General features: G+C 63.1%; 13 protein-coding genes and 1 tRNA gene. 8 read left to right on the top strand and 6 right to left on the bottom strand.

Translation table 11 applies throughout. From position 1 onward, the window contains the following. Positions 1-324: 324 nt before the first annotated feature. The gene (locus tag VGN82_RS00390) at positions 325-1,176 is read left to right on the top strand and encodes an MBL fold metallo-hydrolase (protein ID WP_327524993.1); all 852 of its coding nucleotides are present in this window, start codon (positions 325-327) and stop codon (positions 1,174-1,176) included. Between the two features lie 12 nt (positions 1,177-1,188). Here the strand turns inward: VGN82_RS00390 and VGN82_RS00385 are convergent, their stop codons facing one another. Then, the gene (locus VGN82_RS00385) at positions 1,189-1,563 is read right to left on the bottom strand and encodes a hypothetical protein (protein ID WP_327524992.1); all 375 of its coding nucleotides are present in this window, start codon (positions 1,561-1,563) and stop codon (positions 1,189-1,191) included. A gap of 657 nt (positions 1,564-2,220) precedes the next feature. Between VGN82_RS00385 and VGN82_RS00380 the strand changes: the two genes are divergently transcribed. The 3 genes from VGN82_RS00380 (at position 2,221) to VGN82_RS00370 (ending at position 7,560) form a co-directional block, all read left to right on the top strand. Continuing rightward, positions 2,221-4,308 carry an FAD-dependent oxidoreductase gene (locus VGN82_RS00380; RefSeq protein ID WP_327524991.1) on the top strand — a complete coding sequence of 696 codons (2,088 nt, stop codon included), beginning with the start codon at positions 2,221-2,223 and terminating at the stop codon, positions 4,306-4,308. A 63-nt stretch (positions 4,309-4,371) separates the two neighbouring features. Beyond that, positions 4,372-6,366, top strand: a complete 1,995-nt coding sequence (locus tag VGN82_RS00375; RefSeq protein ID WP_327524990.1) for an ABC transporter ATP-binding protein — start codon at positions 4,372-4,374, stop codon at positions 6,364-6,366. A gap of 597 nt (positions 6,367-6,963) precedes the next feature. After that, complete coding sequence (locus VGN82_RS00370; protein ID WP_327524989.1) at positions 6,964-7,560, top strand: hypothetical protein; 597 nt, start codon at positions 6,964-6,966, stop codon at positions 7,558-7,560. A 98-nt stretch (positions 7,561-7,658) separates the two neighbouring features. Here the strand turns inward: VGN82_RS00370 and VGN82_RS00365 are convergent, their stop codons facing one another. Both VGN82_RS00365 and VGN82_RS00360 read right to left on the bottom strand, forming a co-directional pair. Next, positions 7,659-8,240 (bottom strand): NADAR family protein, encoded by a 582-nt coding sequence (locus VGN82_RS00365; protein WP_327524988.1) that lies wholly within the window; start codon positions 8,238-8,240, stop codon positions 7,659-7,661. Between the two features lie 46 nt (positions 8,241-8,286). Further along, positions 8,287-9,336: a phosphoribosyltransferase-like protein gene (locus VGN82_RS00360; RefSeq protein ID WP_327524987.1), complete on the bottom strand. Its 1,050-nt coding sequence runs from the start codon at positions 9,334-9,336 to the stop codon at positions 8,287-8,289. Positions 9,337-9,559: 223 nt separating this feature from the next. Here VGN82_RS00360 and VGN82_RS00355 point away from each other — a divergent pair, with 223 nt between their 5' ends. The 4 genes from VGN82_RS00355 (at position 9,560) to VGN82_RS00340 (ending at position 13,904) form a co-directional block, all read left to right on the top strand. Beyond that, the gene (locus VGN82_RS00355) at positions 9,560-10,195 is read left to right on the top strand and encodes a recombinase family protein (protein ID WP_327524986.1); all 636 of its coding nucleotides are present in this window, start codon (positions 9,560-9,562) and stop codon (positions 10,193-10,195) included. Positions 10,196-10,565: 370 nt separating this feature from the next. Then, a complete protein-coding gene (locus VGN82_RS00350; protein WP_327524985.1) occupies positions 10,566-11,993 on the top strand; it encodes a DNA sulfur modification protein DndB in 1,428 nt (475 codons plus the stop codon). A gap of 553 nt (positions 11,994-12,546) precedes the next feature. Continuing rightward, the gene (locus VGN82_RS00345; RefSeq protein WP_327524984.1) at positions 12,547-13,071 is read left to right on the top strand and encodes a hypothetical protein; all 525 of its coding nucleotides are present in this window, start codon (positions 12,547-12,549) and stop codon (positions 13,069-13,071) included. After that, positions 13,068-13,904 (top strand): ParB/Srx family N-terminal domain-containing protein, encoded by an 837-nt coding sequence (locus VGN82_RS00340; RefSeq protein ID WP_327524983.1) that lies wholly within the window; start codon positions 13,068-13,070, stop codon positions 13,902-13,904. The genes VGN82_RS00345 and VGN82_RS00340 overlap by 4 nt, the downstream gene beginning before the upstream one ends. Before the next feature lie 49 nt (positions 13,905-13,953). Here VGN82_RS00340 and VGN82_RS00335 read toward each other — a convergent pair whose 3' ends face one another. From VGN82_RS00335 to VGN82_RS00325, 3 genes are all read right to left on the bottom strand, one after another. Beyond that, on the bottom strand, positions 13,954-15,483 hold the full coding sequence (locus tag VGN82_RS00335; protein WP_327524982.1) for a DUF6538 domain-containing protein: 1,530 nt from the start codon (positions 15,481-15,483) through the stop codon (positions 13,954-13,956). Positions 15,484-15,567: 84 nt separating this feature from the next. Further along, positions 15,568-15,654 (bottom strand) — tRNA-Leu (locus VGN82_RS00330). 138 nt (positions 15,655-15,792) lie between these two features. Further along, positions 15,793-16,776, bottom strand: a 984-nt coding sequence (locus VGN82_RS00325; protein ID WP_327524981.1) for a methyl-accepting chemotaxis protein, incomplete at its 5' end; no start/stop codon positions are given.

The raw sequence follows: 16,776 nt of genomic DNA, 5'->3' as shown, positions 1-16,776 counted from the left end.
TAATGTTGTCACAAACGGTGATTTTCGGTCGAGGAATAGATTGATTTTCTACTAATGGGCACTGAGTACTCAGATTATTGGGGGCGAGCGGGGGCGTCGGCAAGCGCGATGCGCGGCGAAATGGGCGTCGTCACCAGAGCGGTTCGCTCTGCCACAATCTGGGCGACAGGCAAGGTGGCCGTGCTGAGGCCGCAGAAAGACATCTTCCTGGGGTTGATGGAAGAGTCCCGGATCTGGCGCTCTCCGTCATGCGCCTGATCGTCGGGCGACTGCGGGGCAATGTCACAGCCGTCACCCGGCGTGATTTTCAGGAAGCGTTACCGCGTGAATGAGACGACAGGGTTGCTCGGCTGCACTTTTGGCATCCGCTTCTGGGGCGCTCGCGGGTCGATTCCCGTCTCGGGGCGCTCATACGATCGCTTCGGGGGCGACACTACGTGCTTCGAGGTCCTGATCGCGGGGCATCGGATCATCGTCGATGCGGGCTCGGGCCTGCGCCGCCTCGGGCGGGCCATGGCGGGGGCTGGCGAGAGCGACGCGACAATCCTCTTCAGCCACCTCCATCTCGACCACGTCATCGGCCTTACGGCCTTCACGCCGCTCTGGGGAATGTCTGGCAAGACCACGATGCATGTGCCTGCTCCCGAGGGCGTCGATCCGGCAGTGCATTTCTCGACCCTGCTCAGCGAGCCGTTCTTTCCGGTCGGCCTCCATCAGGCTCCAGGCAAGGTTGCAGTGTTGCGGTTCTTGCCAGGCAGTTCCTTCTCGCTCTCCGGGCTCGATATCGCCACCGTCGCGTTGCAGTTCGACGATCGGGCCGCTGGATTTCGCTTCCGCCACGCCGGCCGGACGATCGTGATCCTCACCGACTATGAGCACGGGCCGGACGATCCCGATCCCCGAATCGTCTCCTTCTGCCGCGGCGCGGATCTGATCGTCTATGATGCGATGTGGGACGAGGCGATCGACTACCAGAGGCATCGCGGTTGGGGGCACTCGACCTGGCAAGCCGGGCTGCGCCTGCTGCAAGCCGCCGGCGCACGGCGCCTGGCCTGTCTGCACCACCCGCCAAGCCTGACCGATGTGGCGATCGAGGCGCGTGAGGCCGATCTGAAGCGATGCCATTCGGAGAGCTTCTTCGCGCGCCAGGACGACGTGCTTGTCCTGATTGCCTGAGGCGAGTGCTTCTCAGGCATCGTGAAGCGAGGCCGGTCTCCCATGCGCTCGAAGCCCGCCTGAGCTTGGGCCGTTAGAAAGCCTGAGGCTTATGGTGATCGGCCGCGCCGGAGGCGTAGGCAGCACATTCAGGCCGTTGGGGTCGGCATTCGCATTGCTCTGATGCCGCAGGCCGAGCCGCGCGAAGCCGGAGAAATGGCTGACCTGCTGGCGCCGGTCTATCTCCGTCAGGAAGCTTTGGACGCGCAGGCGCACTTCCGCCGGCGTGTCGGGCTGCTCGGTGGCCGAAGTCAGATAAGTCTTCGCCTGCCCGTAAGAGCCGAGCTTAAAATAAAGAACGCCGAGTTCCAGGCGAACGCGCTGCAGGCCGAGGTCGAAGATCAGCATGCGCTCCAATGCGCAGATGGCTGCCTCGTATTCATTCAGCAGAGATGCAACCGATGCGAATTTTAGAGCAGTGTCAAGATCATTCGGGTTAGCCGGGTGAGCTAAAAAGGCGACCGTATTATTAGGGATAAGCGAACGACGAATGGGCGATGGCTGAGACAATGAGCGTCGGGTCAATGATTTCGGTCATGATCACGGTGTAAGGTCTGCCAAGCAATATATTTAGCGTGAGCAAAGTCTTGTTTTTATTGTAGAAATGCACCTTTTGGTGGGCGGATGGATGCCCCGAATTGTTGGATTCCGTTGCGGCATGGTACGTTCCTGCGACTTTATCGGGTTGGAGGCCATGGGCTCGCGTTGAGAGGGAGGTTTTCGCAGGTCGCCTGAGGGAGGGGCTGAACCGCTCGTCGCCGGCATCATCCGACGCGATGCGATGAAGCTGGTGCTGACTGATGGCCGGGTAACGCCGTCAAAGGCCGCTCGTCAGGTCGGGCTGTCGAGGCGCGCTTGCCGGCGCCAGGCGGCCGTCGCAGGTCTCGAGGATGTGCCGTCGTAAGGGCCGAGGCCAAGGCGGAGGACTGCAGGAGCACGGCAAGCCTGTGCGCCCTACGCCAGCGTGACTAGGCGCAGCATGTATGGGGGGCGGCGCGAATGGGAATGTTCGAAGTGGGAATTGTCGGGGGCGGCCCCGGCGGGCTGATGGCGGCCTGGCATCTCCGCCGGAAGCTGCAGGGCCTGTGCCGCGTAACCTTGTTCGAGGCGTCGGAAAGGCTCGGCGGCAAGATCGTGTCGCGCCGCTTCGACAGCGCGCCGGCGCTCTACGAGGCGGGGGTCGCCGAGATCTATGGCTATGGCCATCTCGGCTACGATCCGCTGCGCGAGATGATCGAAGGCTTCGGCTTCCAGACGATTCCGATGGATTCGCAGGCCCTCGTTCTCGATGGCCAGCTCGTCGACGGCGTGGAGGGCATCCGCCGGCGCTATGGCGACACCAGCGCCGACGCCATCCTGGCCTTCCGGGCGCGCTGCGTCGGACAGATGTCGCAGCAGGCCTATTACGAGGGCGCCGGAAAGCACGACAATGGCCACCCCTGGATGTTTCTCACCGCTGACGAGGTGCTCGATCGGGAGGTGGCCGATCCGGTGGCGCGGCGCTTCTTCCGGGCGATGGCGCGCTCCGACATCGCAGCCGAGGGGCACCTGAGCAACGGCCTCAACGCCCTGAAGAACTATCTGATGGATGTCGACGGCTACATCGACATCTACTCGATCCAGAACGGCAACGAACAGCTGGTCGAGGGCCTGAGCGCCAGCCTCGATGCCGAGGTCTTCCTGAACCACCGTGTCCTTGGCGTCGGCAAGGCGGCGGGCGGGCGCTACCGGCTCGACATGATGAACGGCAAGGGGCCGGAGGCGCGCGAATTCGACTTCGTGCTGATGTGCCTGCCGCACAACTGGCTCGGCACCATCGACTGGGGCGAGGGCCTGCTGCGCCGGAGCATGACGCGCCATCTCGCGCATTTCGACCGGCCGGCGCATTACCTGCGCGTCGCCGCTCTCTTCGACAAGCCGTTCTGGGAGGGCCAGGTCGAGGGCGCCTGGTTCATGTCGGAGAGCCTCGGCGGCTGCTGCGTCTACATCGAGGGCGCGCGGCACGATGTCGGGCGCCACGGCGTGCTCAACTGGCTGATCGCCGGCAACGATGCGCTGTCCTACGCAAATCTCGGCGACGAGGCGCTCACCCAGATCGCCCTGAAGTCGCTTCCAGCCTCGCTGGGCGATCCCTTTCCGCATCTGATCGAGGCGAAGGTGCATCGCTGGCTGGCCTCGGTGAACGCAGTCCCGGGCGGGATGCCGGTGCGCGACGTCGTGACCAACCATCTGCCGGAGCCGAAGGAGCATGACGGGCTGATGGTCGTCGGCGATTATCTGTTCGACTCGACGCTGAATGGCGTGCTCGATTCTGCCGACATCGCCAGCGACCTGCTACTGGGCAAGGTGATGCGCCGCCGCTACGCCGCCGGGCTCGCCAGGAGCGCCGGGGAGGCTGGCGGCATCGTCGTGCCCGAACCGTCCCAGCGCATCGATCGCGGTTATTTCGACACCTACCGGGGCGCTGGGCCCTATCACGAGGTCTGGCATCGCTTCAGCGATCCTGCCTATATCCGTGACTTGATCGAGCTGGTCTGGCGGCCCGAGCCCGGCTTCAGGATGCTCGTCGCCGGCTCCGCTTCGGGCGAGCTCGTCGAGGCGCTGCGGCAGCTCGGCATCGACGCCTGCGGCGTCGAGAACAATCGCTACATCCATCGCCGGACGCCGTCGCGCCGGACCGGCTACAACCTGTTCGGGACGGTCGCGGACCTGCCTTTCGATGACGGCTCCTTCGACATCGTCTATGAGAGCTGCCTCGCCCATCTCGGCGCGCGCGGCATCCGCGACGCGCTCGGCGAACTGCATCGGGTTGCGCGGCGCGGCGTCTATTTCGGCTCGGTGACGGCCGATCTCACCACCGAGGTCTGCGACATGTACGACCTGCTGCGCGGGGTCAAGAAGATCGCGACCTGGTGGGAGTGGTCGGAGCTGTTCTTCGAGGAGGATTTCGACCTGGCGATCCAGAGCCAGGAGATGCTCGATCTGGTCTGGCAGCGCACGCTCGCCGCCGACAAGGGGCCCGGCCGCTGGTATGAGGATGCGGAGAGCCTGCGCTACTGCTTCTTCAATCGCGTCACGCCCGATGACGCCTGAGCAAGGCCGGTCATTCCAATCTGACAGGGAGCGGCGGAGCCCGTTGAGCTCGGCCGGTGATCAGTGAGCGACGACGAGGCCAGGCCGGGCACGGGCGAACAAGGTGCAGCCTCCGATCCGCTGGAAAAATCCGCCGGCGCAGCCCAGAGGCCGGCGCCGCGGGCCGTCCCGGAGCCGAAGCGGCACGCCCTGAAGTCAGGCGCCGCCGAGCCGGAGGATGACGACGACGAAGAGGACGAGGAGGACGACGAAGACAACGAAGACGATGACGGCCCGGTCGTCTACACCGCCGCGCAAGCCGCGCAGGCGCTGAAGGGCGTCGTCTTCTTCACCTGGCCGCATCTCGGCCCGCATCGGCTCGGCATCGCCCTCGTCGGGCTCGGCCTCCTGATCGAGATGGCCTTCAACGTGCTGATGCCGCTCTCGCTCAAATACCTCCTCGACGAGGTGTTCGAGGACAAGGATCGCGGCGAGCTCGTCTTCATCCTCTCGGTGCTCGCCGTGGCCGGCATCGTCACCTCGATCGTGGCGATCTGGTATGAGTGGATCGACGCCAGGGTCACGGCCGCCATCACCACCGATGTGCGCCGCTCGCTGTTCGGGCATATCCAGAAGCTGCCGCTGAGCTTCTACGAGCGTCATCGCCGCGGCGAGATCCTGTCGCGCTTCTCCAACGACATGACCGCCTATGAGGAGGCGGTCATCCATTTCGCCAACTGGGGGGCGCTGCCGCTGCTGGAGCTACTGGCCGGCGTCGTCCTGCTCATCGTGCTCAACCTGGAGCTCGGCCTCCTGGCGCTGCTGATCATCCCGATCGCGCTGGTCGGGCCGCGGCTGATCACGCCGAAGGCGGTCGCCGCCAGCTATGAGGTCAAGCGGGCCCAGGCCGGAGAGCTCGGCGTCGTGCAGGAGAACATCGGGGCACAGCCGGTGGTGAAGGCGTTCGGTCTCGTCGGTGTGTCGCAGCGCTGGTTCGGCCAGCGCAACCAGGTGCTGCGGTCAGCGCAGGCCCGCTCGACCTTCCTCAACACGATGGTCGAGCGCTCGATCACCATCGTGGTGCTGTGGCTGCACCTGATCGTGCTGGCGATCGGCGCCTATCTGACCTTCAACGACGTGATCACCGTCGGCACCTTCATCGCCTTCGAGGCCGTGTTCTGGGAGATCACCTACAATCTCAATCACCTGACCCAGTACATCCCGGTGGTGATCGATGCCTCCGGAGCCGTCAGGCATATGCGCGACATCCTCGACGAGCCGATCCGGGTTTCCGACCGGCCGAACGCGGTCGATTGCCCCAGGATCGCGCACGGGATCTGCTTCGAGGGCGTGCGCTTCTCCTATGGCGGCGAGGGGGCAGAGATCGACGGACTCGATCTGACAATTCCCGCCGGGGCGCGCGTCGCCATCGTCGGGCCGAGCGGGGCCGGCAAGAGCACGCTGCTCAGCCTGTTGCTGCGCTTCCACGACCCGCAGCGGGGGCGGGTGACGATCGACGGCGTCGACATCGCAGACGTCACGCGCGCTTCGCTGAACGCCCAGATGGCCGTGGTGTTTCAGGACAACGTCCTGTTCCACACCTCGCTGCGCGAGAACATCCGGCTCGGTGCGCTCGAAGCGTCGGATGCCAGGGTCGAGGCGGCGGCGAAGAAGGCCGAGATCCACAAGTTCATCACCAGCCTGCCGCAGGGCTATGACACCATCGTCGGCGAGCGTGGTGACACCCTGTCGGGTGGCCAGCGCCAGCGTATCGCCATTGCCCGGGCTCTGCTGCGCGATCCGGCGATCCTCCTGCTCGACGAGGCGACTTCCGCGCTCGACCAGACGACCGAGGCCGCGATCAATCGGACCCTGGGAAAGATCGGTCGTGGCCGCACCCTGCTGTTCGTGACGCACCGGCTGACCTCGGTTGTCGACATGGACGAGATCATCGTCATGGATGCGGGCCGCGTGGTGCAGCGTGGCGATCACGCTGCTTTGCTGCGCAGGCGCGGCGGCCTCTACCGCAGGCTTTGGAACGACCAGATGAGAGCCATGGCGGATGACGAGGGGGAATGATTTTGACGCCGGAGGCCGCAGCGGGACGTTGAGCGCGGTTCTGCGGCACAAGATGGGACCGCAGGTGCCCCGCCATCTGGCGGGTGTCGCCGGTTCGCGCCATCGGAGAGAGCGTCATGATGGAAGCGGCACGAGGCAAGCCAAGCGCCCGCTTGTTGGCGAGCCAAGGGCGCCCGCCGACATGAAGAAGTCGGCGAGACGCTAGCCCTTGATCATCGGCTAAGTCCTTGAGGTTGGTAGTCCTCAAAGAAAGATGGTGCCCAGGAGAGGACCGGGCGCTCAATGCGAAAAGATCAATAAAATCAGTGACAGGAGGTGTCCCGCTTGCTGTCCGCTGTATCACCGCCTTGGAGCATTTGTCGAGCCCCTTCCGCAAGCCCTGAGAAATCGCGCTCGCCCCTGAGCGCCAGCCGAGAGCTTCGCCTACGGTAGGGGGCAGAATGTCTGGCGAGAAAATCTGAGACACCCCCTACGTGGAAGCGAAACCGAAACTCCCCCCGTGGCGGGGCCTCCGGAACAAGGTGGTGGTCAACGCAAGCCCGGCTTGGGTAGATGAACATGCGCGGCGCTGGCCGAGCCGTGGATGCAGGGGCGCACATGGAAACGGCAGAGACGAGCAAGCAGGCACTGAGCAGTTGGATTGGCCCCGCCGACCGGATGCCTGAAGCGGAGGTGGCCCTGCGGCTGGCAGAGTACCTGTCTGAGTGTCCCGGCTTCGGCGGTCACGTTGAGGTCGCCATTGACGGAGCGTCGGTCCGCGTCGCCGAGGCAGAAGTGTTCGACATCGTCGGCTACTTGGCTGGCGCAGGGTGGGCTCGCGATGCCGAGGTCACGGGCAAGAATGCCTGGGCCACTCTGTACCGACGCGGCAACGCCACGCTGCGGGTCCACTCTCGATCAGGACAAGGCGATGTTGAGACCACGGTGAACGGCCGACGCATCATCGCAGAGTGCAAGAAGGGGCCTCTCGTCAAGAAGCCCGGCAGCCCGGAGTATCCGCTTCTCACTACTGCCATCGGTCAAGCTCTGCTCTTCGACGCCGATGAGGCGGACCTTCTGGTTGCGGCTGTCCCGGACACGCCGAGCTTCCGGCGCATCGCCGAGGCATGGCGCAACAGGCCCCGGCTGCGAGCGAGCGGCATCGAGATTGCGCTTGTGTCGCGCTCAGGCTCGGTCTCAGGTCTGTCGGTGTAGCATAGCGCTTGGACTCGATGTCGTTCGAGTAGAAGCGGAAGGGTCAGGCGCAACTGAAGATCGGCGCTAACTCCTGAGGTGGGACACCGCGCCGGCGCTTAAAGAAAGCTGGCTTGGTCGCCATTCGGTTCACGAACGCTCCGATAAGGGGTGACCGTGCCGATGGGCTCGCCAAGCAGCATGAATTGAGGGATCGTCAACGGATAAACAGTCTTAAGCGCTCCGTCGGCATCGCATTTCAGAAGTTCGCGCAGCTCCATCAGTAGGCGACCCAATACGTTCTGGCCAACGAGCGTGTCTACATCCGTCTCAGTTACCTTGGCTCCCCAATAATCATCTTTTCGCGACTGCTCAACGATAGATTTGTTCTTAGTCGATAGCAGAAGGCGTCCAAATTCATCGTAGTTTTGAGCGAGTTTAACAAGGAGGCACCAGCGCATGATCTTCGTTCTGACCTCGTCCCAATCTGCCCGTGAGTTCGGGCGATGAGGTTTGCCTTTCATCTTCGCTGTCATTGGGCTGTGCTGCTCGATGATCTCGCGCTGCACGTCTGGCATGTGAGGAAAGCGGCATGCCTGGTACAGAGCTTCCGACGTCTGTATCCCCACTCCATTGACCCGCAGCTGGAAGCCGGCGGCCATGTTAGACAGACCTCCAAAGAGTTCGCGGGTCTTAAACACGATTACGACCTCCTCACGCCGATAAGTGCGGAGAAGGTTCCTGCGCTCAGAGGGTAACGTCTTCAAAGCCATTAAATACGTTCTCCGGTGCCGCGTACGTCTTTCGCCGCAACAGGGGATACCAGTGAAGCGGCCCAGAAGTAGCTTCTGGATCGCCCCACCAAAGTGCCAGCGGGCTGTTATTGGGGCAATTCCGGTAGGTGGCGATCATTGATCCGAAGCCCACGCCAAAAGGGCCAAAGCCCAACGGGCGGGTCATGCTCTTGGGCGACTGAGTAAGGGACCTGATCTTGACGCCCGCGATTAGAAGCTCGCTTTCAAGAATTTGGCGTCCGGCTTCTGACGAAAACACGCCCAAGGCGCCCCCTGCGTTTCGCAAGACCAGAGGGAACCTTTGTTCGGCGGCAACATAGGCCTGCACCTCTGCATCCGCCGGAACGACAGCTGGCCAAAGAACCTCTGACTCGTCCTTTTGGTTTTTCTGGTTCTTGAATTCGACCGCCCGCCAAAAGCGAATGGCAATCTCTTTTCCGGACGCTGCGACAGCATTCTTCAACCGAGTGTTTTTGATAAAAAAGTGACCGCCGGTGTGAAGCGCCATAAGGACAATGTGGACAGTTGCCTTCGCTGGAGCTGCAGCCTTGATCCACGCTTCGAGGTCGGCCGCAACGCGATTGCCGGTGAATAGTACGTCATCCAGATAGATGTAATCGCCGTCCGCAGCCCCGCAGGTCGAGAGGTCCAAGCCACACTTCTGATGCAACACTTCAGCAAATAGACCGACCATTTCGTTCTGGCTCTGACCTGCCCCCTGGATGCTAAGAAAGTTCGCACGAGCCCAGTATGCTGCTGGGTCGGTCCCCGCCAGGCTTTCGGTTGTCACTAATGTGCCCAGGAAACCCGTGACGGTCTCTCTGGAAATAAACGTCTGCTTAATGACGTGGTCGAACTCCCGGAGGAAAGGTAGTTGATTGTCGGCGGTAAATTGGCTGACCCAGCGATCAACATGTGCTGGATCGGGCTCGACAATTTCGCCAATGCGATACGTCTTAATCGTGCCGGCGACGGACGCCAGCAGGCTATCTCGTTCAGTCATTAAATCCCCCCACATGCCGTCTGCAATGTAGGGGCAGTTTGCCCGCGACGCGCAAGGCGGGCCAATTGCCAAATCAGAAAGTTGGGGCCATCATTCTGTCCGTTGAGGTATACCGTAGCGGACAAGGTGCGAGGGCGGCACAAGCCTGTCCGTATGAGTTGACGAGAGTCTACGGACATGTATTCTTGCGGACATGATCTCTACGGACAATGAGTGGCCGTTCATGCAGACCGTCTTTTATGCTCGCGTTTCCACAGCCGATCAGACCATCCAGCATCAGGAAAAGCAGGCGAGGGATGCCGGCTTCACCATTGACCGGGTGGTGGCGGATCATGGCGTCTCCGGTGTCAGCACCCGCCTTGCCGAACGGCCCGAAGGAAAGCGCCTCTTCGATATGCTACGGGCCGGCGACGTGCTGGTGGTGCGATGGGTAGACCGCCTCGGCCGAAACTACGCCGATGTCACCGAGACCATCCGGGAGTTTATGCGACAAGGCGTGGTCATCAAGACGATCATTAACCGCATGACGTTCGACGGGGCCACTCTGGACCCCATGCAGCAGGCCGTCAGGGACGCCCTCATCGCCTTCATGGCGGCATCGGCGCAGGCCCAGGCGGAGGCCACCAAGGTTGCGCAGGCGGCCGGCATCGAGCACGCCAAGGCCACCGAAGCGAACGCCTACAGGGGCCGCAAGCCGAGCTTCACGCGGGCGCAGATGGAAGCCGTTAGAGACATGCTTGCGCAGGCCGCGTCGATCAGCGTCATCGCGAAGAGCACCGGCCTCTCTCGGCAGACCATCTATCGAGTGAAGGAGGAGCCAGCGGAGGCGGAAGCTGCGCTGGCGAAGTGGGGCATGTGAGGCACGGGGCCTCACCGCAGGCCGTTGACGGTCCTCCTGTTGCGTGGGCCAGCACGCCATCCAGGCAGCACGGACTAATGCACCGTAACGGACTTCCGTGAAGTGAGAAATCCTGGATTTGTTTTTGAGTACACCTGGATGAGCAATAAGCTCCCGCAAAAACGAAAATCAGCCTCAAAATGTCGGTTGCGTATTCCAGGAATGTGTGAGATATGAGTTTTCAGGCAGCGCGGTGCTGCCAGCCGATCCCTGGGCAGGCTTAAATCTGTTTGGGAGGAGGTAAGTGGCCAGGCTCTTCTGGCAGGTGGCCGTCCGAAGCGACCCGCAAAGTGCAGCTTCAGACGGCCGATCCCCAATACGGAGACTACAAATGAATATCACATCTTCTGGAAAGATCGAAATCGGCGATCTGGGCAATCTCGGTCGCAAGGCATACCCGACAATCGTCAATGGTGCGTTCGGGGTTCAGACACTTACACTCAGCATCCCGGTCGAGGAGTTCATTGCTCGCTCCATCGTTCCCAACCAGGCGGGCCTCTCTCTCGGAGGCGATATGGGTGATATCCCGTCCCAGCGCCCGATCAACCAGCCGCACGCCCAGGGCCTTGCCGTTTACATGTTGAAGGCCGAGATCGCGACCGTTGCTCAACGTTACCAGGCCCATGAGATGCCCGTTGCTCTCAAGCAGATTCAGGCGGACCTCGGCATGGAAAGCTATTACGGGATTGCGCCGATTGTGGCCAATATTCAGCCTCGCAAGAAGATCACTGTCGAGCTGAAGGACGGCGTCCCGCATCTCTTCGTGGATGATGTCGAAATCTTTCGAGTGATCGACGGGCAGCACCGTCGTGAAGGTCGAGACATTCAGATGAAGTGGCTGAAATCAGTTCTGGAGACCGGCCGCTATCCCACCGGCCGCAAGACCGGGGCCGCGCTCTATGTGCCTGCCGATGGACACGTGGAAGTGCCGCCCGAAGAGCGTCAGATTTGGGGCGAGGTCCACCGTAACTCTCTCCGAAGTGGCTTTGAAGTGTCGCTTCACTTGGATCTGAACACCGAGCAGGAGCGTCAACTCTTCTACGTGCTCAATAACCTTGTGCGGCCGGTCGAAAGCAGCATGGCCTTCGATTTTGACGAGAGCAATCCGGTGAACCAGTTCATCAAGGGTGTTCTGATCGGTGAGCTTAAGATCCCGGTCGTTGCGAAGGACGTGGCTGCCCGAGACGAAGGTGAACTGGCGCTGAAGGACTTGGTCGCCATCAACGCCATTCTGATCTTGAACAAGACGAACGTGCGCAGCGCGACGCCACCTGTCGTCGATGCGCGGAGACACGTTGCTCGAGATTTCTGGGGCAAAGTGACTCAGATCCCAGGCTTTGGTCAGTCCAAGGCCAAGGCGACTACGGTGGCCGCGCAGCCCGTCGTCCTCAAAGCGCTCGCGAAGCTCGTCCACGATTTCGCCTTTGCTCAGGGCGACGAGGCCAGCCTCGATGAGTTGCTTGAGAAGATTCCGGACTTTGATTTGAGCCACGGGAACAAGTTGTGGCGTGCTTACGATCTCGATCCGGCGCAACGCGAAAAGATGTTTCCGGGAATTGCTGCTTACCTTCCGCCTGAGGGGACCGGAAACCGCGACCTCGGCGGATTTGATGCCTCGACGGGGTTGATGCACTTCGGCGCAAAGCACAATGACATCTTTCCGATCATTGGCGATCTGATCCGGTGGCAGCTGCAATTGCCCGCACGCCAACATCGTGGAAAGGCCGAGGCAGCTGAAGCTACTTCCGCAGCAGCGTAATCCGGCCTCCCACGCGAGAACGGCGGGGTAAATCCCGCCGTTTATTTTCGCTTACCGGGAGCGAGTAGCCTCGGCGAGAGATGTCTTACCCTTCGCCCGTTCGAGAACAGTATTGGCCTCATTCGAGGTTGAGAGTGAACGCTTGGAGCAACTGCGGACCGCCGGGCGGTGGATCGGTGGCGAGTTTGCGCTGTGCGCTTGTGCTTGGTCTGGGGGGCGCTGATCGACCAGCGGTGGCCTGGCCAAGTGAGCCGGGCTTTGGTGGCAGAACCGGCATAACAATCCAAGGTAGCGTCACTGCACTTGTGTCTGCGATGGTTGGCGAGGTGACAGGAGGCTTGCCGGCGATCCTCTCCGCTTTTATTTCCGCGTCTGTCTCTCAGGGGAGGGACGCAGATAATCGGAACATCGGATGGCTGGCCTCTGCCGAGCTCCGGGTTGCGGCAAGCCGGCGACCCGATATGGACACTACTGCACGACTCACAAAAGTCGCTGGAGGCGGCATGGGGATGTCGCCCAGCAGGGCGTCACCAAAGAGACCCTGAGGCCCTACGTGGCGCTCGTGAAGGCTCGCATCGCGAAGAATGCGGGAAACCCTACATGGGCCGCCTGCGATGCCCGCTGGCTGACCATCGTGGACCGCGCCCGGGCCATCCTCGGCGAAGCTCAGCGGGGCGTTCCGGGGGACCGGAGCGAGCGCGTGGCGGCATCCGCCGTGGTGAAGCTGGCGGATCACGTCGAGGCGCGGGAGGTGGTGAAAGCCGTCCTCGGCATGTATCTGATGCAGGATCAGGAGCCGCGCCGGTTCCGCTCCGATGCCGCGTTCCGGGTTCAGCTTGTCCGCCGCGTGATGCGACTCAGCGAAGTCAGCGCGGACGCATGGCCGGACCCCAGGACGGGCCGTGTCAGACGGACCTACCGGGACTTCACGCCGCAAGCTGCGGGCATCATCGCGGGATGGCTGGCGGAGGCGCTGGGGTCTACAGGGGTACACCTTGCCAAGCTGGAGCTGAGGGATGCCGAAAAGGCCCGGCAGGAGCGGACGGAGTTTCACAGGGCCTTGGCGGATTTGACATGAACGAGATGGGAAGCGTGATCGACGCCACGGCGGACGAGAAGCCGGAGTTCGAGCCGCTGGAGCTGTTGACGAGGCTGGAGGCGCAAGCCCGGGAGGCGGCCCCTGCCGTTCTGTCGGACAAGCTGGCATGGACGGCTATCCGGCAGGAGCCCGGCCTGTTTCAAGCGCGTGGCGGGCAACTCTACGAGCCGCATCTGAGCGACCTTGCGAGCGCCATTGGGCGGGAAGGAATGCTGACCCCTGTCGATGTGATCCAGATCGGTTCGCAAGCCGTGCTGATCGAAGGCCATCACCGAATGGAGGCGTATCGGCGGGCAGGGATCACCGAGGACATCCCGGTCGTCTATTTCAAGGGGACCATTGAGGACGCCGTTGCGGAGAGCGGGAGGGCCAACTCGCGGGCCAAGCTGCCGATGCCGCTGCGGGAGCGCAGCGACTACGCATGGAAGCTCGTGAAGCTCGGCCGCCACTCGATCAAGGAGACGGCCACTGCGGCGAACATCTCTGAGCGGCAGGTCGCGATCATGCGAAAGGCGGCGAAGGCGCTCGGCGACAGAGCCTTCAGTTATGAGGGGTGGATGGCCGCCCTACAGGCGTCCAAGGGCATCGCGCCCCTGACGTGGGAGCCGGACGAGATCGAAGCGAGGAAGGAGGCGCAGGCGCAGGAATACGCTGAGCGCCTCTCCAAAGCCTTCTACACGAAGCTCACGAACAACCCCGAGATTGCCGCACGGGCCTTGGCGCTGCACTTCGGGGACAAACTCGAAGAAGTCTTTCGGGAACTGGAGGGGTACGTCGGGCAGCGGCGTGACGAGGAAGAGGACGACTTCTGAGGCTGCCCTCTGCATCCCCTTGGTGTGCATTCTGCATAGGCTGTCGCCCTCAGACCTGCCTCGGGAACTTCGCCATGGCCAGCGCCATAGCGGCCACCGTTACGTCCCCGTAGTCGTCCCCTGCGGTCCTCGGGGCGTGCCCTTGGATGGCGTCCACTACCCGGCCGTCCATGCCGACCGAACGGGCGACCGTCTTGAAACGGTGTCGCCAGCCGTGGTTCGGCTGCACTCTCGGGTCCGTGACAGTTTCCCGTGCGGCCTCTGCGAGGCGGTTCTTGACGCCCTGTAGCGGGCCGAGCACGTCGCCATTCTTCGCCGGAGTGAGGAACAGGTGCCCGTCCTTGCTGTCCCGCGCGAACTCGGGGAACCCCTTGGCGACAAGGTGCTCGTGCAAGACGACATCCCGTGCCTGATCCGTCTTCACCGTCCCGGCTTCCGGGCTGATGTGGATCACCCAATGGCCGGAGACTTGCCGCACATCCTCTTTGCGGAGCTGCGCCACTTCCCCGACACGGGCTCCCGTATAGGCGCACAGCCACGGCACCCACCTCTTGGCGGCGAAGGTCTTCGGGCGCTCGTTCCCTTGCTGGTGCGCGTCGGCCGCCTTCAGAAGCGCCCCGGCTTCATCATCGGTGAAGCCCTTCGGCCGCGTCACCTTCCGCTTGCCGAGCTTGATCGTGATGCCTTCGGCGGGATTGCTTGGAAGGCGCTTGTTGGTGACGGCCCAGCCGAACAGGGTCTTAAGCCCGGATAGGTCGCTGTCCTTCACGGTCTTCGCAGAGATGGGCTTGCCGGTTCTCGGATTGACTGAGGCCAGACGGTGATCCTTGAAGCTGACCACATCCTCCGGTGTCACCCGGGTGGCATCGTCATGGCCGAGGAAGGCGACGAAGTTGTCCACCGTGTTGCTGTAGCTCTCATAGGTGCTGGGCTTACGGCCCGTCGCCTGCGCCTCCCGCCACCAGTCCGCGAGGATGCCGCTCAGGCCGGCCTTGTCACTGGCTGATGCTGCGGGCTTGGGGGCTTCCTTCGGCGTCCAGTCTGGGAACCGGGAAGCCCTCGGGTCGGGGCGGTAGTCCCCTTCAGCGTTGCGCTTAAGCTGCTCGCCGGCCTGCTGAGAGGCTTCACTGACGGCGACGAGGAGCCGGGTCCGCGAGGCCGCGTCGATCTTGAGGCCGTGCTGCGCCAACAGAAGATCAACGGTGGGGCCTAACCATTGCTCCAGCTTCCCGGCGTCCCGCGCCTCCCGGTCGAGCCGCAGCCAGTGATGCCATATGGTGGGCTCGCCGGGCTCTTCCGCCATTTGCGTCGTGATGTCCCGGTAGAACACGCCAGCGAGCGCGATGATCTCCTTCTGCGTGAGAGATGCTGCGGGCGAGCGCAAGGCCTGCCAATGCCGATCTACCTCGGCGGCGATTTTCGCGTGCTGAGTGCGTGCCTCGGCCGGGTCTTTCGTGCGCAGTGTGCGAAGCTCTTCCTGCTTGCCGACTACGGCCCGGAGGTCCTTGGGAACCACCTTCCGAAACCAGTAGACGCCAGTTTTGGGATGCTTGAACGGACGCGCCATCGAAAGAACCATTGGACCACCCGATTGTATCACTCGGGTGTCCTCAAGTCGCTGATTTTCGCTAAGTTCTTGAGGTTGGTAGTCCTCAAAGAAAGATGGTGCCCAGGAGAGGACTCGAACCTCCACGCCCTTGCGAGCGCCAGCACCTGAAGCTGGTGCGTCTACCAATTCCGCCACCTGGGCAACGGCGGTTCGTTTACGGAGGCGCCGCGGGACTGTCAACGCCTCCGGAGCGATTTCTTTCGATCATTCGATTTTCGTTGTGCGAAACGGTGGCGCCCGCCGCGGCAGCCCGTGCAGCGGCGGGAAATTCGCCGATTCTCACGCGGCGCGCTGGGCGTTGCCGTGCCAGCCGTCGAGGGCCTTGTCGTCCGCTCTGGCGCCGTTGCCCCCGTCCTGCCCGGTCCTGAAGGCGGCGACGAGGTCGTTGAGCTGGCCGATGCGGGAGGAGAGGGAGGCGGCGGAGGCGGCGCTCTGTTCGGCCAGAGCCGCATTGGCCTGGGTCATCTCGTCGAGATGGGCGACGGCCTGGCTCATCTCGTCGATGCCGTTGGCCTGTTCGCCCGAGGCCGCCGAGATGTCGGCGATGGTGGCGGCGACCTTGCGGGAGTGGCTGAGGATCTGGTCGAGCTGGTCGCCGGCCTGGCGCACCAGCTTGACGCCCTCGCCGACCTCCATGTTCGAGGACGAGATCAGGCCGGAGATGTCCTTGGCGGCGGCGCTCGAGCGCTGGGCGAGCGTGCGCACCTCCGAGGCCACGACGGCGAAGCCCTTGCCGGCATCGCCGGCACGCGCGGCTTCCACCGCCGCGTTGAGCGCCAGCAGGTTGGTCTGGAAGGCGATGTCGTCGATCACCCGGATGATGTCGGAGATCTTCTGCGAGGCGCTCTCGATGCGGGCCATGGCCTCGACCGCCTGGCCGGCGATGACGCCGCCCGACTGGGCTGCCTGCATGGCCTCGTCGGCGATGCTGGCGGCATCCTTCGAGGCCTGGGCCGAGGCCTTGACCGAGGCTGCGAGCTCCTCGGTGGTGGCGGCGGTTTCTTCCAGCGAGGAGGCCTGCTCCTCGGTGCGCTTGGAGAGGTCGTCGGCGCCGGTGTTGATCTCGCGGGCGGCCAGCCCGACATCGGCCGAGGTCACCTGGATGGTGCGCACGGTCGTCGAGAGCCGGTCGACGGTCTCGTTGATCGCGCCCTTGAGCTCGGCGAACTTGCCGCGATAGGCCGAATCGACCCGCACGGTGAGGTCGCCGCCGGCGACCGCCTGGAGCGCCCGGGCGAATTCGGCGGTGGCGGAATCGACCAC

The organism is Allobosea sp., assembly GCF_035999205.1.
Taxonomy (GTDB): domain Bacteria; phylum Pseudomonadota; class Alphaproteobacteria; order Rhizobiales; family Beijerinckiaceae; genus Allobosea.
The sequence above is the reverse complement of the archived record's forward strand: the minus strand, read 5'-3'. Positions and strand labels throughout refer to the sequence as shown.

Excerpts from the sequence above, each read along its gene's own strand:
- VGN82_RS00385 (WP_327524992.1), bottom strand. The coding sequence starts at position 1,563 with ATGCTGATCTTCGACCTCGGCCTGCAGCGCGTTCGCCTGGAACTCGGC.
- VGN82_RS00380 (WP_327524991.1), top strand. The coding sequence starts at position 2,221 with ATGTTCGAAGTGGGAATTGTCGGGGGCGGCCCCGGCGGGCTGATGGCG.
- VGN82_RS00370 (WP_327524989.1), top strand. The coding sequence starts at position 6,964 with ATGGAAACGGCAGAGACGAGCAAGCAGGCACTGAGCAGTTGGATTGGC.
- VGN82_RS00360 (WP_327524987.1), bottom strand. The coding sequence starts at position 9,336 with ATGACTGAACGAGATAGCCTGCTGGCGTCCGTCGCCGGCACGATTAAG.
- VGN82_RS00355 (WP_327524986.1), top strand. The coding sequence starts at position 9,560 with ATGCAGACCGTCTTTTATGCTCGCGTTTCCACAGCCGATCAGACCATC.
- VGN82_RS00350 (WP_327524985.1), top strand. The coding sequence starts at position 10,566 with ATGAATATCACATCTTCTGGAAAGATCGAAATCGGCGATCTGGGCAAT.
- VGN82_RS00340 (WP_327524983.1), top strand. The coding sequence starts at position 13,068 with ATGAACGAGATGGGAAGCGTGATCGACGCCACGGCGGACGAGAAGCCG.
- VGN82_RS00335 (WP_327524982.1), bottom strand. The coding sequence starts at position 15,483 with ATGGTTCTTTCGATGGCGCGTCCGTTCAAGCATCCCAAAACTGGCGTC.